This is a genomic window from Enterococcus sp. DIV1096b, from assembly GCF_050498765.1.
Classification (GTDB): Bacteria; Bacillota; Bacilli; order Lactobacillales; family Enterococcaceae; genus Enterococcus_D; species Enterococcus_D entomosocium.
In genome coordinates, this window is sequence record NZ_JBMHEK010000001.1 from 803,014 (window position 1) to 823,911 (window position 20,898).

At 33.8% G+C, this 20,898-nt stretch carries 17 protein-coding genes; 15 read left to right on the forward strand and 2 right to left on the reverse strand.

All coding sequences use genetic code 11. The annotated features are described in order from the left end of the window. Positions 1-13: 13 nt before the first annotated feature. The 5 genes from arsB (at position 14) to IGJ17_RS03740 (ending at position 4,754) form a co-directional block, all read left to right on the forward strand. Positions 14-1,093: an ACR3 family arsenite efflux transporter gene (arsB, locus tag IGJ17_RS03720; protein WP_429961075.1), complete on the forward strand. Its 1,080-nt coding sequence runs from the start codon at positions 14-16 to the stop codon at positions 1,091-1,093. A gap of 17 nt (positions 1,094-1,110) precedes the next feature. After that, positions 1,111-2,793 (forward strand): FAD-dependent oxidoreductase, encoded by a 1,683-nt coding sequence (locus tag IGJ17_RS03725; protein ID WP_429961076.1) that lies wholly within the window; start codon positions 1,111-1,113, stop codon positions 2,791-2,793. A 3-nt stretch (positions 2,794-2,796) separates the two neighbouring features. Further along, positions 2,797-2,955 (forward strand): hypothetical protein, encoded by a 159-nt coding sequence (locus tag IGJ17_RS03730; RefSeq protein WP_429961077.1) that lies wholly within the window; start codon positions 2,797-2,799, stop codon positions 2,953-2,955. Between the two features lie 103 nt (positions 2,956-3,058). Beyond that, entirely contained in the window at positions 3,059-3,991 is a 933-nt protein-coding gene (locus IGJ17_RS03735) for an ABC transporter ATP-binding protein (protein ID WP_429961078.1), read from the forward strand. Next, positions 3,984-4,754, forward strand: a complete 771-nt coding sequence (locus tag IGJ17_RS03740; RefSeq protein WP_429961079.1) for an ABC transporter permease — start codon at positions 3,984-3,986, stop codon at positions 4,752-4,754. The genes IGJ17_RS03735 and IGJ17_RS03740 overlap by 8 nt, the downstream gene beginning before the upstream one ends. A gap of 924 nt (positions 4,755-5,678) precedes the next feature. On the opposite strand, the gene IGJ17_RS03745 is transcribed toward IGJ17_RS03740, so the two are convergent. Both IGJ17_RS03745 and IGJ17_RS03750 read right to left on the reverse strand, forming a co-directional pair. Beyond that, a complete protein-coding gene (locus tag IGJ17_RS03745) occupies positions 5,679-7,451 on the reverse strand; it encodes an oleate hydratase (protein ID WP_429961080.1) in 1,773 nt (590 codons plus the stop codon). Positions 7,452-7,496: 45 nt separating this feature from the next. Beyond that, complete coding sequence (locus IGJ17_RS03750; RefSeq protein WP_429961081.1) at positions 7,497-9,269, reverse strand: oleate hydratase; 1,773 nt, start codon at positions 9,267-9,269, stop codon at positions 7,497-7,499. Between the two features lie 1,194 nt (positions 9,270-10,463). Here IGJ17_RS03750 and IGJ17_RS03755 point away from each other — a divergent pair. The 10 genes from IGJ17_RS03755 (at position 10,464) to IGJ17_RS03800 (ending at position 20,894) form a co-directional block, all read left to right on the forward strand. Continuing rightward, on the forward strand, positions 10,464-10,817 hold the full coding sequence (locus IGJ17_RS03755) for a DUF805 domain-containing protein (RefSeq protein WP_429961625.1): 354 nt from the start codon (positions 10,464-10,466) through the stop codon (positions 10,815-10,817). Positions 10,818-10,833: 16 nt separating this feature from the next. Continuing rightward, entirely contained in the window at positions 10,834-11,076 is a 243-nt protein-coding gene (locus IGJ17_RS03760; RefSeq protein WP_429961082.1) for a hypothetical protein, read from the forward strand. A gap of 15 nt (positions 11,077-11,091) precedes the next feature. Continuing rightward, positions 11,092-11,343, forward strand: coding sequence for a hypothetical protein (locus tag IGJ17_RS03765; protein WP_429961083.1), 252 nt, complete (start codon positions 11,092-11,094; stop codon positions 11,341-11,343). A 1,326-nt stretch (positions 11,344-12,669) separates the two neighbouring features. Beyond that, the gene (locus IGJ17_RS03770; RefSeq protein WP_176324028.1) at positions 12,670-12,831 is read left to right on the forward strand and encodes a hypothetical protein; all 162 of its coding nucleotides are present in this window, start codon (positions 12,670-12,672) and stop codon (positions 12,829-12,831) included. A 233-nt stretch (positions 12,832-13,064) separates the two neighbouring features. Next, the gene (locus tag IGJ17_RS03775) at positions 13,065-13,562 is read left to right on the forward strand and encodes a hypothetical protein (RefSeq protein ID WP_429961084.1); all 498 of its coding nucleotides are present in this window, start codon (positions 13,065-13,067) and stop codon (positions 13,560-13,562) included. A gap of 247 nt (positions 13,563-13,809) precedes the next feature. Next, entirely contained in the window at positions 13,810-15,222 is a 1,413-nt protein-coding gene (locus IGJ17_RS03780) for an amino acid permease (protein WP_429961085.1), read from the forward strand. Further along, positions 15,222-17,720, forward strand: a complete 2,499-nt coding sequence (locus tag IGJ17_RS03785; RefSeq protein ID WP_429961086.1) for a YhgE/Pip family protein — start codon at positions 15,222-15,224, stop codon at positions 17,718-17,720. Before IGJ17_RS03780 ends, IGJ17_RS03785 begins: the two co-directional genes overlap by 1 nt. Beyond that, on the forward strand, positions 17,713-18,273 hold the full coding sequence (locus IGJ17_RS03790; RefSeq protein ID WP_429961087.1) for a DUF308 domain-containing protein: 561 nt from the start codon (positions 17,713-17,715) through the stop codon (positions 18,271-18,273). Before IGJ17_RS03785 ends, IGJ17_RS03790 begins: the two co-directional genes overlap by 8 nt. A 241-nt stretch (positions 18,274-18,514) precedes the next feature. Continuing rightward, a complete protein-coding gene (locus tag IGJ17_RS03795; protein WP_429961088.1) occupies positions 18,515-19,501 on the forward strand; it encodes a choloylglycine hydrolase family protein in 987 nt (328 codons plus the stop codon). Between the two features lie 22 nt (positions 19,502-19,523). Continuing rightward, on the forward strand, positions 19,524-20,894 hold the full coding sequence (locus IGJ17_RS03800; RefSeq protein ID WP_429961089.1) for a glutamate decarboxylase: 1,371 nt from the start codon (positions 19,524-19,526) through the stop codon (positions 20,892-20,894). Positions 20,895-20,898: the final 4 nt, after the last annotated feature.

Here is a 20,898-nt window from a genome sequence, read left to right on the forward strand (position 1 = left end):
GGGGGGAAGAAAAATGAAACCAAAAGGTAAAACTGAAGGGTTAGGATTTTTTGAAAAGTATTTAACTCTATGGGTAATCTTGTGCATGATTGTCGGTGTGTTGATCGGACAATTTGCACCAACTATTCCTGATACATTAAGTCAATTTGAGTATTTTCAGGTTTCAATTCCAACGGCTATTTTAATATGGTTGATGATTTATCCTATGATGTTAAAAATTGATTTTACTAGTATTGTTCGTGCTGCTAAAAAACCTAAGGGTTTGATCATCACATGCGTTACTAATTGGCTTATTAAACCGTTTACGATGTATGGCATTTCAGCACTCTTTTTTTATGTGATTTTCCAACAATTGATACCAATAGAACTAGCAAAAGAATACGTCGCTGGTGCGGTTATTCTAGGAGCTGCACCATGTACAGCGATGGTTTTTGTGTGGAGCTACCTAACAAAAGGTGACTCTGCCTATACTTTGGTTCAAGTCGCAATCAACGATTTAATTATCCTAGTATTATTTGCACCTATTGTTGCTTTCTTGTTAGGTGTTGATAATGTAAGTGTCCCCTTAGCTACTTTATTACTGTCTACTGTTCTTTTTGTAGTTGTTCCATTGTTTTTAGGCTTCATTACTCGAGTGTTGATCATAAAAAAAAGAGGGTTAACCTATTTTGAAAATATATTCTTAAAGAAATTTGATTCAGTGACGATTATTGGGTTATTACTAACTTTGATCATTATCTTCTCCTTCCAAGGTGAAAGAATCATTGCTAATCCATTGCATATTTTATTGATTGCAATTCCTTTGACGATTCAAACGGTTTTAATATTTACAATTGCTTATAGTTGGGCAAGATTTTGGAAGTTGCCACATAATATTGCTTCACCCGCCGGAATGATAGGAGCAAGTAACTTTTTTGAATTAGCAGTAGCGGTATCAATATCACTCTTTGGATTACAGTCAGGAGCAACTTTAGCAACAGTCGTAGGTGTACTTGTGGAAGTGCCGGTTATGTTACTTTTAGTTAAGGTTTCTAATAAAACAAAAGACTGGTTCATAAATCCGGAATCTTTGAGTGAAATCAAGAACATATAAAGGATAGGTGTGGAGAAATGAAAATCATCATTATTGGATCTGTCGCTGCTGGAACAAGTGTCGCTGCAAAAGCAAGAAGGAATACTGAAGATGCAGAGATTGTTTTGTATGATAAAGATATAGATGTGTCTTACGCAGTTTGTGGGATTCCATATGCAGTGGGTGGAGAAGTGGAAAACTTTGATGAACTGACGCCTCGTGATGCTGAATGGTTTAAAAAAAGGTACAACGTAGATATTCATACCTCTCATGAAATAACTCAGGTTGACTATGATAAAAAATTGGTTCACGGAATCAATCTAATTACAGAAAAAACATTTACGAATAACTTTGATGTTTTAGTGTTTGCCACAGGATCGGTTTATAATACCCCAGAAATATTTGTTAATAGACATTTTGAGAATGTTTTTCAGGTGAAAAACATTTCGAGTGGGAAAAGTATCAAGAAGTTTGTAGATGAAAACGAGCCAAAAAAAGCTGTTGTCATCGGCGCTGGATATATTGGTTTAGAAATGGCCGAGCAGTTGCAAAGATTAGGTCTTGAGGTCTCGTTACTTCAACGAAGTAAATATCCCATGTCCCATTTAGACTGGGACATGTCTTCAAGAATCATTAATGAAATGAAAAGGAAAAACATTACCTTTTTCCCTGAAGAAACCATCAGAAAAGTTAACAGTGATGGTCGTCTGAAGTCTATTGAAACGGCTAAAGGAACTATCTTTACGGCAGATATTTTTGTATTAGCTACTGGAGTAAAGCCGAACACCGCATTAGCAAAATCCATGGGAATTAAATTAGGAATTACCGGAGCTATAGAAGTAAACGATAAGTTAGAAACCAATCTTCCAAATGTTTATGCTGTGGGTGATGTAGCAGAAAGTTTTGATCGCATAACTAGGCGACCTATTTATCGACCTTTAGCTTCAACAGCCAATAAAATGGGAAGGATCGCAGGAGATGTTATTACCGGTGGCGATCTACGACATAAGGGAATCTTAGGAACTGGTATTTTACGATTCTTTGATATTACAATCGCTCAAACTGGTCTCACAGAAAAAGATGCTTTAGCAAATGATATAGCCATTACTACTTTATATAATATTAAACCTAATAAGCCGGACTATATGAATGGTAAAGAAATGGTGATCAAAGCGATCGCAAATAAAGAAAACGGGAAGATACTTGGGGCACAAATCATTGGTTATGATGGTGTAGATAAGCGTATCGATGTGCTTGCTACTGCTATTTCATTTGGCGCAACTGCTGAAGATTTATTCCACCTAGATCTAGCATACGCTCCACCTTTTTCTACAACAAAAGATCCTATTCATTATACCGGGATGGCTTTGAACAACGATGTAAATAATAACACACCGCTAATGACTCCTATAGAGCTACTAAGAAGAATTGAAAACGGTGAACAATTACAAATTATTGATACCAGATCAAGAAAACAGTTTGAAACTTCAAGAGTTATAGGAGCAATTCACATAACTTTAGCTGAGTTAAGAGACCGATATGAAGAGTTGGATAAAGAATGTGTGACCGTAACTTACTGTAATAAAGGAGTTACTGGAAATGCAGCTCAAAATATTCTACTGAAAAAAGGTTTCAGACAAGTCTACAATTTATCTGGAGGAAACAAAAATTATCAGGAAATTCTTAAAGATACAAGATTAAATGAGGAAGAGGCGCAATAACTTATGACAGAAGAAAAGCGAACCGCCGCACGTATTGTTGGTGTTATATTTGCTTTTGCGGTTGCTAAACTTTTAAATTTTCCCATTCGATTCGGTGTATTTTTAAATATCCTTATTCTGATTTTTGTCTTATATATAGTCGCTAAAAAAAGAGCGAAGTAAATTCAAAAATTCATAAAGTCATGTGACCTTCTTGGTTGCATGATTTTATTTCGGTCAATAGAAGATAGCATGTTACTTAGAGCAAGAAAGCGAGGATTGATTAATGTCTTATGCATTAGAAATTAAGAATTTAAAAAAGACTTATGCTACAGGTGTAGAGGCTTTGAAAGGGATTGATTTAACAGTGGATGAAGGAGATTTTTATGCACTCCTGGGACCAAACGGAGCGGGTAAATCCACGACTATTGGAATTATTACTTCATTAGTAAATAAGACTTCGGGAAAGGTAAAAATATTTGGCTATGACATTGATACAGATTTAGTAAGAGCCAAACAGAAAATTGGACTTGTCCCTCAGGAATTCAATTTCAATCCCTTCGAGACAGTCCAACAAATCGTTGTCAATCAAGCAGGCTACTATGGGGTTTCACGAAAAGAAGCACTGAGTAGAGCTGAAAAGTATTTAAAACAATCAAACTTATGGGAAAAAAGAAATGTGCGAGCACGTATGCTATCCGGAGGAATGAAAAGAAGATTAATGATAGCACGAGCATTAATGCATGAACCTAATTTACTTATCTTAGATGAGCCGACTGCAGGAGTAGATATAGAGTTGCGACGTGATATGTGGAACTTCTTAAGGGAGTTGAATCATCAAGGAACAACAATCATTCTTACCACACATTATTTAGAAGAAGCAGAGCTTCTTTGTCGAAACATCGGGATTATTCAATCAGGTGAGTTGATCGAGAACACTAGTATGAAAAGTATCCTTTCAAAGCTGCAATACGAAACCTTTATTTTTGACTTAGAATCCAGTGAGAATAAACCAGAAATTTTGGGTTATGAATACTATTTTGAAGATGATACGACATTAGTAGTCGTCGTGCAGCGTGATCAAGGTGTAAACAATATTTTTAAACAATTGAGTGATCAAGAAGTGAAAGTTTTGTCCCTAAGGAATAAGTCTAATCGATTAGAAGAATTGTTCTTGAAAATAACAGAAGAAAAAACATTGGAGGAGAATCATGTTTAATCTTTACTACACAGCATTGAAAAGCTTAGCAATAAAAGAGACAAATAGGTATCTTCGAATTTGGGTACAAACACTGGTACCACCTGTTATTACAACTTCTTTGTACTTTATTATTTTTGGGAAAATGATTGGGGGCCGTATTGGTGATATGGGCGGCTTTTCATATATGGAATTTATTGTACCAGGTTTAATAATGATGTCAGCAATTACAAGTTCATATGCAAATGTATCATCTTCCTTTTTCTCACAAAAATTCCAGAAAAATATTGAGGAACTATTAGTTGCTCCTGTACCTACACATATTATCATCTGGGGGTTTGTAGTGGGGGGACTTGGAAGGAGTATCCTGGTCGGGTCTTTAGTCACGTTGATATCATTGTTCTTTGTTCCGCTACATGTCCATTCTTGGCTTATTGTGATCGTCACATTATTAATGACGGCAATCTTATTCTCACTTGCAGGTCTAATCAATGGGGTTTTCGCTCAATCTTATGATGACGTCTCGATTGTCCCAACCTTTGTCTTACAGCCTCTTACATATTTGGGCGGTGTTTTTTATGCGATATCAATGCTGCCTCCTTTTTGGCAGGCTGTTTCTAAAATCAACCCCATAGTATATATGATCTCCGGATTTAGATATGGATTCTTAGGAACGACGGATGTTCCAATTGCTATTTCATTGTCACTTCTTATTGGATTTATCATTGTCCTTTATGGAATTTGTTATTACCTGGTGAATAAGGGAATTGGATTGAGAAGTTAATTTCATATATATCTAAAAAAATTAAAATGGATTGTTCAAAGGTAAAATACTTCGAACAATCCATTTTGGTATAAAAGTTATGGACAATTTTTAGCTGTTTCAAAATATGTAATAAAAAAGGTGTCAGAAACTTAAAAGTTACTGACACCTTTTTTAGTGCAGAAAAATCGACATTAAGTTATGAATTTTTTTGTCTAAGTAGATAATCAAAATCAAACAATTTTACGAAGAGTAGAGGAAACTACCTAGAGAGAAATTTATAGCAAATACATAAGTCCTATTAAAAGATGAAAATAATAAATTAAAGCTTAGAGGCATGGATTGAAAGGACATAAGACTTCCAAACTATGTTTCGTAAAGAGAATTTTTTAGATAATTCAATTATGGAGAATTTCTTTAGCCTATTAAAGTATAAAATTTATGACGGAAGAGATTCTCATTGATGTGAGAAATTGATATCTAACTTGATTACTACAATTACAATCATATGGAGGGAAACTAAGCTGTCAGAGTCCGGTATAATATAGATAAGATGTATTAAAAGCTTCCTCAAATCATCAATAAAAGCATACAAAAATGGAGTGGATTTCTCCACTCCGAAAAAGTTAAACTTTTTACAATCGTATAAATTTTCTTTAGGAAAAATATTAAGTGATATGATTCTTAGGATTTTCTTCAACAATATTAGATGACAAAGAGCCTAATTGTTAAGTTGTCAATATTTTTACATCCTAATTATATTGTTAATGTCTTAATTTTGATAAAAATGAATTGTTTCGTCTTTGTTTAAAAAATCCTTGGCTGTCTCAACTATGTCCTAAGAGAATACGAATGACTTACTTTTATTATTGTTTGGGGAAGATACGTGCAATAATGCATCAATTGCGTAGTAAATTCATTCTTTTTTAATTGTAAGAAGTCGATTTAAATCAGATTTGCATTCTCTAATAGCTCTTCTATATAACTTCCTCTAACCTTCTTCAACGCTTCTTTTTCAATAAGGTGATCAATTAAAGGCATATTCACTTCATTTAGTCCTTTTTGATCATTTAGATAGTAAAGGGTTTCTAAAATAGTCCTGACATCAAAAGAGGAGGCAAATACTTCTGGAACACCACGATCAATCTCTAACAATGTATAAACGGCTTCCATAGCTGTTCTAACCGAATACTCTGTTGTAAAAACAGTATCCCGATCCGTTTCTGCAAAATTACCTATAAAGGCTAAATTTTGTGAACCTTTTGGTACAACTAACGGACGATCTCCCACAGCTCTTGGCATAAAGTAAGAAGTGATATATGGCATATGGCTTGGTATCGTATTCGCAGAATTTGTAGCAATATCATGAATTTCAGAGATTGGAACACCAATATGATATAGCCATTCTTCGCATAATTCAATACCTGTACATTCTGTAATTTTTTTCTTCACAAAATCGCCTTTTTTGTCAGAAAATAGACCGTAGACCCAAACAACTGTTTCATTTGGATTTTGAGCTTTATAAACAGGTTGTCGACTAATAGAATAGCCATAAAACCAGCTTGAATCTTTGATTGTAACAGGTCCACTTGTTACAATTGATCCACTACGAGGATCTTTTTTACTAATATTTTCAATATACGGTAATACACGATCATCTTTTAATGTAATTGTTCCTGAAATCACCCAGTTTTCTTTTGGAATGTTATCACAAAATTTTTCTGGTTTACCAAAGTCTGAATCTTGTCTGGCTAAAGCTTTCCATAATGCCCAAGAAGCTCCTAGTTCGTGATTGGGATCAGCAGGCTTGTGGTTGCTTCCGTACGTAGTACTTTCTGTAATAGAACCGTTCGTTACAAAGATCAGGTCATTCTCTGTCAAAGAGATGGTTTTTTCAATTCCATCGACCACTAACTCTAATGAAGTGGCAATTTTTTTGTCTTCATCTTTTTTTACAATTACGTTTTTAACCGCTGTGTTATATTGGAAATGAACATGATGTTCTTCTAAATAATGAATCAGTGGTTTTACCAATGATTCATATTGATTATACTTAGTAAATCTTAATGATGACATATCAGCCAATGCTCCTACGTGGTGTACAAACCTTAATAAATATCGCCGCATTTCCATCGCTGAAGCCCAAGGCTCAAAAGCAAACATTGATGCCCAATATAACCAAAAATTTGATTCAAAAAACTCTGGACTAAATATGTCATTTATCTTTGTATCATTCAATTCTTCCTCTGTCATTAAAACTAAGGATAAAATTTCTCTAATATCTTGTTTGGACAGTTTAAGTTGTCCATCTGTAGCCATTCTTATTCCATTATTTTCAATTATACGAGCATGAGAGAAACTTGGATCTTCTTTTGCTAGCCAGAAAAATTCATCTAAAACTGTAGCATTTTTGGTATCTAAAGAAGGGATTGAACGGAATAAATCCCACAATGTTTCGAAATGTTCTTCCATTTCTCGACCACCACGCATAACAAAACCATTTTCGGGTTGTAGTGCGGCATCGAGGCTCCCACCGGGTAAGGATAACTCTTCTAAAATATGAATATTCTTACCTGGCATCTGTCCATCACGAATCAAAAATACAGCAGCTGCTAACGATGCTAAACCAGATCCGATTAAATATGCTGATTTATCTTCAACACCTTTTGGTTTCTTAGGATGTGCAAATGCATGATAGTTCCCATTAGAATAATACATATTAACTTCCTCCTTAATCAATTTGATTAATTTTTTAAAACTTTTCTAAAGTAATTTTGATTCTTGCAGTAATTCTTCTAAGAAAGTTCCTTTTATTTTTTTCAGCTCATGTTTTTCGATTAATTTGGCTAATAATGGAACTTTCACCTCTTTTATTCCTTTTCTATCATTCAGGTAGTAAAAGGCTTTAAGTAACATTCTTATGTCATAAGATGACGCAAAGACTTCGGGAACACCACGATCAATATCTAACAGTGTATAAACAGCTTCCATCGCAGTTCGGACGGAATACTCTGTTGTAAAAACAGTATCTCTTTCAGTCTCAGCAAAGTTACCAATAAAGGCTAAGTTTTTAGATCCTTTAGGTATAACCAATGGTCGGTCACCATTTGCTCTAGGCATAAAGTAAGATGTTATATATGGCATATAACAAGGTACAGTGTTGCAAGAATTTAGTGCTAAATTCTTAATTTTACTTACTGGTACACCCATTTGGTACAACCACTCCTGTGCAATTTCATTTCCTGTACATTCTGTAATTGATTTTTTAATATAATTACCTGGTTTGTTAGATAGTAGCGCATAAACCCAAACGACTAATTGATCCTTTGGCTGACTCTTGAAATGTGGCTGTCTGTTCAGTGTGTAACTTAACTTCCAATTTGAATCCTTTACATGGACGATTCCACCGGTCACTACTTTTCCTGCATATGGATCTCTTTTACTTATTTTTTCAATGTAAGGAGCAATTTTTTTATCTAGTGTTGTAATTGTCGCGGAAACAAACCAGCTTTCTGGAGGTAAGTTATCACAAAATTTCTCTGGACGTCCGAATGATGGATCCTGATCAGCTAGTCTCTTCCATAGTGTCCAGCTTCCACCTAAATCATGTGTTGGAGGCGCTGGCGTATCATTATTACCATATGTTGAACTTTCTGTAATAGATCCATTAGTTACAAAGACTAAATCATTTTTACTTAGTTCAATCGTTTGTTTTTCGTCTTCGTTTGTTAAGATTATGCTTTGTGCTACTTTTTCATTATTTTTTGTGTCAATGATTATATTTTCTACTTTTGTATTATATAGGAAATGCACTCCATGATTTTTCAGATAAGAAAGTAGTGGTAAAACAAGCGACTCATATTGATTGTACTTAGTAAATTTCAATGATGAAAAATCTGCTAGTGCATCGATGTGATGAACAAAGCGCATTAAGTATCTACGCATTTCCATCGCTGAATGCCATTTTTCAAAGGCAAACATTGTACTCCAATAAGCCCAAAAGTTTGATTCAAAAAAATCTTTCGAAAATACATCTGAGATTTTTTTATCTTGTAATTGATTTTCTTTCATTAAGCAAAGAGCAAAAATTTCCTTAGTTGCCTTTTCGCTTAAAGTTAAATTACCATCACTTGGAAAGCGTTCTCCCTTTTTGTAAATAAGTCTACAGTGTGATGAATTAGGATCTTCTTTATTTAACCAATAAAATTCATCTAAAACAGATGCACCTTCTACCTCTAAAGATGGAATTGAGCGGTATAGATCCCATAAACATTCAAAATGACTCTCCATCTCTCTACCGCCTCTAGTAACAAATCCATACTCTTGCTTGTACATTCCATCTAAAGAACCTCCTGTAATTGGTAGTTCTTCAATGATATGAATTTTTTCACCTTTCACTTGACCATCTCTGATTAAAAATGCAGCTGCAGAAAGTGAAGCTAATCCGGAGCCAATCAAATATGCTGAAATTTCATCTGCGTTATTAGGTTTTTTTGGTTTAGCAAAGGCTTCATAATTTCCATTACTTCTATACATAAGTATACCTCCTTTTTTTATGACTTCATTTTAATGAAATCAAATAGGTATAAGATGCGATTTCTGTCGCATTATCCGACAGCCAATAGTTGATACGCTAAAAGGAAGTAAAGTATAACTGTAAAAATTATTCTTTCTTATAAACAAAAATTTGATTCGTTTTAGGGGGGGCAATACGAGAAATATTCTTATTTGATGTTGAATAATTTAGTAACTAAATGAACAGGAAACACTGGTTTATCTATACTTCTTAGAATAAATGACTTAATTCTTAAGGTTCTGTACTAATAAGGAATGGACGCTTTCTCAGAAGTAAAAATTTTCTTAAAGAAGATAATTAGAAAAATAATCTTTTAAACAGGGTTACGATACTACGAATCATTCTGCTCTTTTAAGAAAAGCGATAAACTAACTTACCATACGAGTCACTTGAAGATGTCTTATCATCGATGTTGTAAAATTCTTTAATAAAAAACTTTTGATATGAGATAAGGTAAACTGAATAATTTTCGTTTTTAGAAAATTAAGTGAATTTTTTTGTGTTGGACAGTTTAAGATTGATTTAGTAGCAAAATGAATCACAAAATTCTGTATAGTTTTATCCGAATAATATTTATAGAGCATTTTTTTGTATCAAGTTAGCTTTTGCTCTGGTTAGGAATAAATCCTTATAAGATAAAAAGAAGGATTTAAATTTTTATCTGTAAGTATTGATTTTATTAGTCATATTTTTTCAACTTTAAAGCTACAAATATAACTAATCAGCATATTTAAAGGATTTTTTCGCTAAAGCTACTTTTTCGTCCTGTTGAAACATGGGTTTTTGTTTAAAGGTATTGCGAGCGGAAGTGAATAAAGGCATGAATAAAAATGGGGGTGAACAATCAATTCTGATTCTATACCTCTACAAACTTAAGATCCTTTTTGAAAAATTTATTTTAAAAGAAATTTATCATAGAAAGCTTTTATGGATAAAAAAATCGGCGAATAATTGGACAATACTTTGTTATTACGAATAAAAAAAAGGGTTAATCTAGAGTTATGAAAGAAAAATATTAAACAAAAAAGGCGGTGAGATATGATCATTAACCAAGTATAATTTTTGAACAAAGCAGAAAAAAGTTTTAGTAATAGGAAATATAGCAAAAAGAAAGAAGATGAAAAATGACCCCTTTATTAGAATTTTGGAAGGACATGTTGAAGTGGAATTATACTGCAACTAGAAAACAATATTGGATCCCAACAATCGTTTATAGCGTACTATACAACTTATTGTTCTACAGTACAGGGATTACATTAACAGGATTTTCTTATATTACATTTGATAGCACTAACATATTTGTGATCAGTATAGGTATTCTATTGTTTATTGCACAATTCACGTTGACAGTTAGACGTCTACATGATATCAATCGATCCGCTGCATGGTTATTAATTGGTTTGCTACCGGTGATTGGGTGGATCGTCTTGATCGTTATGCTTTGCCAACCGACGAAAAGACATCAAAAAAGAGAATTTGAAAAATATATGAATCAGTCATTAAAGTGAAAAGGGAGAGCAATGGATGACAAATTACACAGAAAAAGAAAAGTACGTTATAAAAAAAATTCAAAAAACTATCATCAAATTAGATAATAACTTTGACAAAATTGATTACTTATCTAAAGGTCAACAAAAACATACGTTGAAAAAATCTTTCGCTGAAAAAGAAGCACTACATGAAATTCGTCACATTCTTAATGAAGCAGATCACTATAAAACATACGAAGTAAATGAATTAGTACAATCAATTAGTTACGTCAATTAAAAGGGTGATATATATATGAAAAATTACGAAAAAAGGGACAAGAATGTAGTAGAGAATATTATAAAAACAATGAAAAAATTAGATTACGAATTAGCAAAATTGAATACCTTAGAACAAGATAAAAAGAAGCATGCTTTAAAGAGATGGTTCATTGAGAAAAGAGCATTACATGAGATCAAGCATATCTTACATGAAGCCAATCTTTATGAAACATATGATGAAAAAGAAATGGTTGATTTCGAAGATTATATTAATGAACTAATGTAGATGAAGAAAGCGCTCTATTTCAACAGGCATAGAGCAAGTTAGCAAATTGGTCGAAAATATCCTTCACTGAATCAATGAGCTCGATCAAAAAAAGTGAAAATAGATACCATCGAGCAAGATACTATAAATATTTTTTCAGCAAAACGGTTGTTGAGAAAAAGATATTTTAATTTTTCAAGCACATTCTACATGAAATTAATCGCATAAATTTTAGGATGAAACAATATCTGACTTTGATGTATGCGTAAGATATTTATATTGAAAGGTAGATGAAACATTTGATGAATAATCTAGTAAAAACGAGTATTGGTTTAGGTGTTGTCGCATTAGGAATTTTTTATGCAGGAAAAAAAACAGGAATCTTGCAAAATGAGTCCCAATCTTATGACAAACATAATACTAAATGTAGGCGAAAATAAAGGAGTGAGAACCATAAAAAAAGCAAAATAGTCAGAGTTTATGCGTCAGTAAGGAAGCAACTATTTACTTTAATCAAGAAAAAATGGAAAGGACCAGATATTCATTTTTTTCATTGGAAAATCAAGTATCAAACGATGAAGCACTTAATCTTTCAATGACATATGATTATCAAGCAATATTATCAAATAGTAAATAACAAAGAAAATATTGCTTGTGATTGACGAATGCTTAATTATCGCGTATTTGTTTACGGATCCGTAAACAAGGATATTGAATGCGTTAAATTCAATTATCTCATCAAAGATAATTCATCAATCAGTTAAATAGATTCGACAGTTTCGGTTGTTAGTCAAGATTAACTTTATTTCACTAATATTAAACCAAATGAAATTGTTATCTGCGGGTACATCGTATACTAACTTAGGATTGGGTAATTTTTTCAAACAAACTTAAATTAAAGTGAATGAAAAAAAGTAACCTAGAAATCAATTGAATATATAGGAAAAATATAACTAAGATTAATTGATATTAGAAAAACGGAGTAGAGGTCATAGTAAGTATTTAAAATATTGTATCAGTTCATATGATTTATGCATCTGCATATTTAACAATTCAACCAAACTGAATGCAATCAAGTAGTTCTAAAACATTAAAAAGATTTGCATTTAATAGATGATTTGTAGAGCAAACTTAACGAACTATCTTTACTAACAATGTGTTATCCACTCAAGTGAAAACGGAGCATTCGATTTTTCGTATGTACGGATGTCTCAAGTATTTGAGATACCTCGTTTTAATAATATCAAGATGTACTTAAAAACATTCAAGAGAATGTTTGCTTAATAGGAAAAAAATCATGCACTGCTTGAAAGGAGTCAAGCAGATGTAAAAAAGGAAGTAAACTAAATGAAATTTAAAACAAATGATCTAGAATATCGTGTAACATTCAATATAGATAAAAATCAATTTATAGTGTACCTAGCGTCAAATGAAATGGTTCAAGTAAGAGCAACAACAATTGAAGAAGCCATTTCTAAATTAGAACAAAAAAGTTTTCTGCTTACTTAACTAAGAAATTAATGATTATAGAGAGTTACATGTACTAACATGAAAAAATATTCTTTAACTAAAGAACAATGGATCTAGGAGAAATCTATTCCTTAAATATCTACAATAAAATTTCTATAGATGGCTGTAAAAAATTTTAAGTGCCAAAAACATTAAACCATTGCCATCAGACATGTAAAGCAGTTAAAGAATACAGACAGTTGAATACAGTTACAAGGAAAGAGGAAAATAATATGAAAAAAATAGCATTAGTAACATTTTCGGATTCAGCAACTACTTATGAAGCCTTCTCACAAATGAAAAATATTAATAACAGTAATACCTTATATATCAAACAAGCCGCAGTAATTGAAAAAAATAAAGTAGGTACAGATATTACAATCAAAGATAGTGTTGACTACGTAAGTGGTAATCGTGTGGTCAAAGGGAGTTTAATCGGCATGTTGGTAGGCATACTTGCGGGGCCTCTAGGTGTTCTCTGTGGTTGGATTGTTGGAGATATTGCAGGTATGAGTACTAATTATTTGAAAAATAAAAAAACAATCACAGTTTTTGATAAAATCGCTGGTGAATTGAAAGAAAATCAAGTTGGATTATTGATATATATTGATGAAACGGACGAGACATTATTAAATACAATGATTGTCGAAAAGTACAACGGTTCAATTGAACGCTTTGACTATGAGGAAGTTCAAGAAGATATAAAAACTGCACAAAATCATTTAGATTAATTTTGATACTGATTAAATAGAATATTCTTGTCAAAAAGAGATCAGTTTTGTGCTGATCTTTTTGTTTTTAAAGTATTGTTCGAATAGTTCTCTCACTTCTACAATTCTTTTTATTGTTCAAGTAATGGAGTTTTTGTATGGTTTGTCTTTTATTTCGACAATAATCGCATAACATTACTTCCTGTTCATTAGTAAACTAAAAAAGAAATAAAATAAAAATAGAAATGGATGAAAGGAATTTAAATACATGAAAAAAAACAGTATGTCAAATTTTTCGTTTTTTGCAATGACAGCTTCATTATTTGTTACTGTATATGAGTATCCTACGTTTGCAGTTGTGGGTAAAGCATTGGTTTTTTATTTATTACTCTGTGGATTCTTCTGGTTTTTACCAGTGTCCTTGTGCTCAGCAGAGCTTGCCACAATTGAGGGTTATCAAGAAGGAGGCATTTATAGTTGGGTTGGAAAACCACTTGGAGAGAAATACGGGTTTGCAGCGCTTTTCTTTCAATGGTTCCAAGTCACAGTTGGTTTTGTTACAATGATTTATTTTATTGTGGGTACGTTATCGTACGTTTTGGAAATACCCGCAATGAATAATGATCCAGTGTTTAAATTTGTCTCAGTTGTCGGTATTTTTTGGATTTTGACATTCTTGCAATTACGGGGGACCGAAACAACTGCTAAAATGGCGAAATTAGGGTTCTCAGTCGGAATCATTCTCCCGGTACTCGTATTGTTTGGATATACTGTTGCATACTTTAAACAAGGACATGCTGTTTCGTCTCACTTTACACATTCGTCCTTCTTACCTAACAAAGGAAATATTGGAGCGTTGACCTCATTTGTCTTAGCGTATATGGGTGTAGAAGCTTCAGCAACTCACTTTTCGGACTTAAAAGATGGCAAAAAGAATTATCCAAAACTTTTGATGGTTTTAGTCATCGTTGGGATCATGATGAGCACGATTGGTGGCTGTGTCGTTTCAACGGTTTTAACAGGAAAAATATCTGCTAATCAAGGGGTTATAGATACGGCGACGCAATTGATGTCTCCAGGGCATGTCGGATTGTTAGTTAAAATTATAGGCTTTCTAACTTCATTCGGCATATTAGCACAAGTTAGTTCTTGGATTGTGAGTCCAACTGAAGGATTACAATTTGCAGCAAGTAAGCATTTGCTTCCGAAAAAGTTGGCTCAAAAAAATGCAAATAACGTACCAGTTAGAATTTTGATGATTCAAGGACTTATAGTAACAGTATGGGCTGCATTACTTACTTTTGGATCTAAGGAATCAGGTGGAAATGTTGGTTTTCAGACAGCTATTTCTTTAACAGTATTGATTTACTTAAGCGCCTATATTTTGTTCTTCGTAGCTTATTTCGTACTTTTATTTAAACATAAATCGCTTAACCGAGAATTCCAAATTCCTGGTGGTCAGTGGACTAAGGGAATCGTAGCGGGTTGCGGCCTATTGATTTCGATTGCTGCAGTTTGCACAGCATTCATTGTTCCTTCAACGGTACCAAAGGGTAAAAGTAGTTTATATCTTGTTAGTTTAATAGTTGGATTTGTAGTGACACTTGCTTGTCCATTTATTTTTTATCAGTGTTATAGCAAACGTCACAAGGAAGAACAAATATCAAGGGGTAGCGCATAATGAAGATGGCATTAAAAGAATTCAAAAATTTATTAAATAATAAAATCTTATTAATATCAGTTATTGCAATAACGTTTATTCCCATTATATATACCTCGGTTTTTGATAAATCGTTGTGGGATCCGTATGGAGGAATTAAAGATTTTCCTATTGCTTTAGTCAACGAAGACGAATCTGTTGAAATGTTGGGACAAAAAGTCAATGTTGGTGAGCAGGTTATTGATAATATTAAAAAAAACAAAGATGTCGATTGGCATATAGTAGATTCAAAAGAAGCTGCAGAAGGCATGAAAGATATGAAGTACTATACTATTGTGACAATACCAAAAGATTTTTCGCAATCAGCAGTTAGCATTATGGATAACGAACCAAAGAAAATGGAACTTATCTACACAACGAATGGTTCATACAATTATATCGGACAAGAAATCTCAGAGGTTGTTGCCAATGCATTGGAGATCAAAATTCGAAATCAAGTAGTAGAAGCATATGCTAGTGCTGTCGATCAGATAGCAAGCAAAATGATTGGGGCTATTAGTGAAGCTGCTTCTGGAGCAAATGAGCTATCTTCAGGTACAGGGCAACTTGAAACAGGGATAGATCAGTACACGAATGGTGTTTCACAAGCAGATATAGGTGCCAGTAAATTAGCTTCGGGTACTGAACAGTTGGAATCAGCGGTTGGACCTTTGGCCAGCGGTGTCGACAAATTAGCGAACGGATCACAAGAACTTAGTTCAGCTTTAAACAAAGTCGAAGCAGGGATTCAAGCTAATCAAAACCGTATCAATCTATTAGATAGTGGACTCTCAAATTTATCAACAGCTGCACAAGATATGGCTGATGCTCTAGAAAATTTTGAAAATCATTTGAGTGAAGAAACGAGAATCAAGCTGAATGAACAGATTGAACGCGCACAAAATCAATTAGCAGAGTTAATTACAAATACAACGGCTTTAAATCAAGCTTCTATTGATGCCAATGAAATAGAACAACAAAATTCTGCGATTTCATCTAAATTACAGGTCATTGCTGGAGATCTAGGAACGGCTAACCAAAAAATCACCAGCCAGATTAAAGATTTGATTCAAACTAATCAGGAATTATCGGAAGAAGCGAAAAATAGTTTAATTAGTAACATTAGCGGTATTGTGGATCAAAATTTAACTAACTTAAATCAATCTATCACCGCTCATATAAATGAAATTAATGGAAACTTGGATGCTTTGTCAACAATTACAGCACAATTGGCACTACAAGCAAGTGAAATGAGTCAAGTGGCTAGTAGTATGTCAAAAAATACAGCAAATGTTCAAGATACTTTATCAGCTATAAAAATTGGAAGTCAGCAGTTAGATGAAGCTATGGGGATTGTTCCTAAGGCTGAAGGTGCACAACAAATTATTGCCCAGTTAAATCAGCTGAGCCAGATGCTGAATACAGCTGCTGAGGATATTCCATTAATGGAGTCAGCAGTACAACAACTTTCTTCTGGTAGTTCACAGTTAACTGATGGATTGGGTGAACTTAATAGTAAAATCCCAAGCTTGAGTAGTGGTGTCGAACAGTTGTATAACGGTAGCGAACAATTAGATGCTGGATTGAACGAATTGAACAGCAAGTCACCAGAATTAGTTTCTGGTATTAAAAAACTTCAAGCTGGTGCAGCAGAATTAGCAAGTGGATTAGACGAAGGGGTCGACAAGGCGGACAGTGTGAAAATTACTCATAAAACTATCAACCAGTTTGTAGATCCAGTATCCCTAGATAATGATCTTTACACTAAAGTAGACAACTATGGCGAAGCTTTAGCACCTTACATTATGTCATTGGCATTGTTTGTAGGATGTATGCTATTCAATTTTGTGTATCCAGTCAGAAAATCTTCTATGGATGGTCAAAGTAGTGGAGCGTGGTGGTTAAGTAAAGCAAGTTTGGGATTTGTAGTTTCATCCATGATGGCTATTATCCAAGTAACAATTATGCTGCTCTTAGGGCTACCAGCATATAGTATTCCAGCTTTATACGTTACAGCGCTCATTACTGCTTGGGCTTATATGGCGATTGTGATGTTTTTAGCAGTTACATTTGATAATCCTGGTCGATTTGTAGCAATGATTTTGTTGGTCTTGCAACTTGGCGGCGCAGCAGGGACTTTTCCAATCGAAACGCAAGGAAAATTTTTCCAGATCATTCATCCATTTTTACCAATGACTTATTCTTTATACGCTTTTAGAAATGCAATTGCCAGCGGAATAAGCCACCAATTGCTTATTAAATGTTTTACAATATTAGTTTCATTGATAGTTTTATTTCTTATCTTTTTACGTGTGTCTATGGCTATATTGCAAAAAAAACATTTACGAGATGTTTCCTTATTAAATGATAATCAAAAAATGTTAGCCTTAGAGACAGATGACAAAGAACGTTTAGCAGAACAAATTAAAATAACAAAGAAAAAAGATAAAGTATATGAGAAGGAGATACATCATGAATAATAAAAAAAGTTTTATAAAATCTTATCGCTTCCTACAATTGTTGACTGGAATCATTTACTTGATTATGGCGGTATTAGCCATGAGGTATTCAAAGGAAAGCGTTATTGCTTCTATTCAATTAGTCGGCGTATTTTCATTAATCAAAGGATGTTTTGAACTGATGAATCATCAAAAAATTGCACAAAGAACTAAACGCAAACAATATTCAGCACTTGTGATAGGCTTTGTGGATTGTATCATTGGATTGATCTTGGTAGTGAATACAACGCTAGATGTTAGTTCATTATCAATACTTTTTGGATTTTGGTTTATCTGCGATTCAGTATTGTCCTTCTTCATGTTGGACTTGGCTAAACTGATTGCAATGCCGTATTACTACTTTTCACTGATTGTCGATTTGATTGGCTGTCTAATAGGTTTATTGCTTCTTATTGGTGGTGATACATTGATTATTGCAGTACCGACATTGATAGGCAATTACTTCCTGCTTTTTGGAATGGCCAAAATCATAGGTGGGATCATCAATAAAGATGATTTGCACAGTGTGAAGTAGTTTCTTCCAGTTAATAAGGTCTTGAACGCCCATGACGGATATAGTCATGGGCTCTTATTTTGAAATCAAGTAGGGGAAATAACCAATGTACATACTTAAGCCGTTAGTAGAGAAATTCTGAGTATAAAAGTATTAAAATTGGCGCAATAAACGACAACATCTAAACAATCATACCAATGATTTCCTCTTAAAATAATAATTGTAATAACAAAACAAAAAATCATAAAAGGAGAAATAGAATATGTGTACAAGTATTTTTACAAGAACAAAAGACCGGAAACATCTTTTGGCAAGGACAATGGATTTCTCATATCCCTTAAATGTTACACCACTTTATATTCCTCGTGATTATTTATGGACATCAGCGAGTGATCAAAAGGTCTGGAGCAATCAACTAGGCTTTTTAGGAACAGGAGAACAAATTTCATGTAACTATTTCGTTAGTGATGGCGTCAACGAAGCTGGAATTTCAATTGCAGAACTTTATCTTCCTGGCGAAGCAGTTTACCAAAAAGAAGCAGAAACTGACAAAATTAATATTTGTCCCCACGAGTTTATTCTTTGGGTATTAGGAAATATTCAATCTTTGGATGCTTTAGAAGAACAATTACCGTTAATAAATTTAGTTAGCCGTCCTGTTCCTGAATTAGGATTCGTTACACCGTTGCATTGGATTATTTCAGATAAAAATGGCCGAGTAATCGTGATTGAACCAACTGAAAAAGAATTATACTTTAAAGAAAATCCTGTTCGTGTTATGACAAATACACCGCATTTAGAATGGCATATTCAAAATCTCAGAAATTATTTAGGTGCGCAGCCAAAACAACTTCCATCAGTGACATTTGACTCTTTTGAAGCAACCCCGTTTTCTCAAGGAACAGGGACCTCAAGCTTGCCCGGTGGATATACTCCTCCTGAACGCTTTGTCAGAGCTGCATTTTTCAAAGAATATATCGATCAAGCGGAGAATGAAGAAGAAGGCGTTATGAACGCATTGAATATCTTGTCTACTGTCAGCATACCTAAAGGAATTGTACTAAAAGAAACTGGTGAGCAAGATTATTCTCAGTTTATTAGTATTATGTGCAACGAGACAAAATCAATCTATTATAAAGACTATGATAGTAATAGTGTTACAAAAGCAATGATTACCGAAAAATTACTTGAAGAGTCAACTGTACAAAAATTCCCAGTTGATCGTAACCTTATAATTAAATCTGTCTAACCAATATTTGGAGGGAAAATTAATGACTAACAACACACCACTGTTCGGCACCAAACAATCAAGTGAAGATGTTATTTTAAAAAAATTGAGAAAAAAGCCAGTACAACCAGAATTAGCCTATCGATTAATTAAAGATCAATTGATCGATGAAGGAAATGCTCGCCAAAATATGGCTACGTTTTGTCAAACATATATGGAACCCGAAGCAACGAAACTAATGACAGAAACATTTGAAAAGAATGCTATTGATAAATCTGAATATCCAAGTACCGCACAAATAGAGAAAGCCTGTGTAAATATTATTGCAGATTTATGGCATGTTCCCGATCAAGAAAAGATGATTGGTACATCAACTGTTGGGTCAAGTGAAGCATGTATGCTCGGTGGCATGGCGATGAAATTTAAATGGCGTAATGAAGCCATTGCTCGCGGATTAGATGTACAAAAGAAAAAACCAAACCTTGTGATTTCATCAGGATTTCAAGTATGCTGGGAAAAGTTCTGTGTTTACTGGGATATTGAAATGCGTACTGTACCGATGGATAAGGAACATATGAGTATTAATATCGACAAAGTTATGAATTATGTTGATGACTATACCATTGGAATTGTTGGTATTTTGGGAATCACTTATACAGGAAAATTTGATGATATCAAAGCTTTAGACCAGTTGGTTGAAGATTATAACCAAGAAAATGGTCGCTCACTAGGAATTCATGTGGATGGTGCAAGTGGAGCGATGTTCGCCCCCTTCGTATTTCCAGATTTGGAATGGGATTTCCGACTAAAAAATGTAGTGTCAATCAATACTTCTGGTCACAAATATGGTCTGGTTTATCCAGGTGTCGGATGGATTGTTTGGCGAGATCGAGTATATTTACCGGAAGAATTGATCTTTAATGTAAGCTATTTGGGTGGGCATATGCCAACTATGGCGATTAATTTTTCTCGTGGAGCGAGTCAAATTTTAGGTCAATACTATAATTTTTATCGTTATGGCTTTGATGGTTACCGAGATATTCACAAGCGTACCCAAAAAGTAGCAATGAAAGTAGCTAAAGCAATAGAAGAGACAGGTTTATTCGATATCTATAACAATGGCGAGAATATCCCACTCGTTTGCTACAAATTGAAAGACGATCAACAAGTGGCTTGGACTTTGTATGACTTAGCTGATCGCTTGCAAATGAAAGGTTGGCAAGTTCCAGCTTATCCATTGCCTAAAGACTTAGATGAAGTTGTTATTCAACGTTTTGTTTGCCGAGGAGATTTTGGAATGAACATGGCCGAGGAACTTATCAATGACTTTAATGCCTCTATTTCTGAACTGACCAAAGCAAATGTTTCTATGCATGCTAATGAAGGTCCCCACACTCATGGCTTTACACACTGATTAA

Excerpts from the sequence above, each read along its gene's own strand:
- IGJ17_RS03795 (WP_429961088.1), top strand. The coding sequence starts at position 18,515 with ATGTGTACAAGTATTTTTACAAGAACAAAAGACCGGAAACATCTTTTG.
- arsB (WP_429961075.1), top strand. The coding sequence starts at position 14 with ATGAAACCAAAAGGTAAAACTGAAGGGTTAGGATTTTTTGAAAAGTAT.
- IGJ17_RS03780 (WP_429961085.1), top strand. The coding sequence starts at position 13,810 with ATGAAAAAAAACAGTATGTCAAATTTTTCGTTTTTTGCAATGACAGCT.
- IGJ17_RS03745 (WP_429961080.1), bottom strand. The coding sequence starts at position 7,451 with ATGTATTATTCTAATGGGAACTATCATGCATTTGCACATCCTAAGAAA.
- IGJ17_RS03790 (WP_429961087.1), top strand. The coding sequence starts at position 17,713 with ATGAATAATAAAAAAAGTTTTATAAAATCTTATCGCTTCCTACAATTG.
- IGJ17_RS03735 (WP_429961078.1), top strand. The coding sequence starts at position 3,059 with ATGTCTTATGCATTAGAAATTAAGAATTTAAAAAAGACTTATGCTACA.
- IGJ17_RS03740 (WP_429961079.1), top strand. The coding sequence starts at position 3,984 with ATGTTTAATCTTTACTACACAGCATTGAAAAGCTTAGCAATAAAAGAG.
- IGJ17_RS03785 (WP_429961086.1), top strand. The coding sequence starts at position 15,222 with ATGAAGATGGCATTAAAAGAATTCAAAAATTTATTAAATAATAAAATC.
- IGJ17_RS03760 (WP_429961082.1), top strand. The coding sequence starts at position 10,834 with ATGACAAATTACACAGAAAAAGAAAAGTACGTTATAAAAAAAATTCAA.
- IGJ17_RS03765 (WP_429961083.1), top strand. The coding sequence starts at position 11,092 with ATGAAAAATTACGAAAAAAGGGACAAGAATGTAGTAGAGAATATTATA.
- IGJ17_RS03800 (WP_429961089.1), top strand. The coding sequence starts at position 19,524 with ATGACTAACAACACACCACTGTTCGGCACCAAACAATCAAGTGAAGAT.
- IGJ17_RS03725 (WP_429961076.1), top strand. The coding sequence starts at position 1,111 with ATGAAAATCATCATTATTGGATCTGTCGCTGCTGGAACAAGTGTCGCT.
- IGJ17_RS03755 (WP_429961625.1), top strand. The coding sequence starts at position 10,464 with ATGTTGAAGTGGAATTATACTGCAACTAGAAAACAATATTGGATCCCA.
- IGJ17_RS03775 (WP_429961084.1), top strand. The coding sequence starts at position 13,065 with ATGAAAAAAATAGCATTAGTAACATTTTCGGATTCAGCAACTACTTAT.
- IGJ17_RS03750 (WP_429961081.1), bottom strand. The coding sequence starts at position 9,269 with ATGTATAGAAGTAATGGAAATTATGAAGCCTTTGCTAAACCAAAAAAA.
- IGJ17_RS03770 (WP_176324028.1), top strand. The coding sequence starts at position 12,670 with ATGAAATTTAAAACAAATGATCTAGAATATCGTGTAACATTCAATATA.
- IGJ17_RS03730 (WP_429961077.1), top strand. The coding sequence starts at position 2,797 with ATGACAGAAGAAAAGCGAACCGCCGCACGTATTGTTGGTGTTATATTT.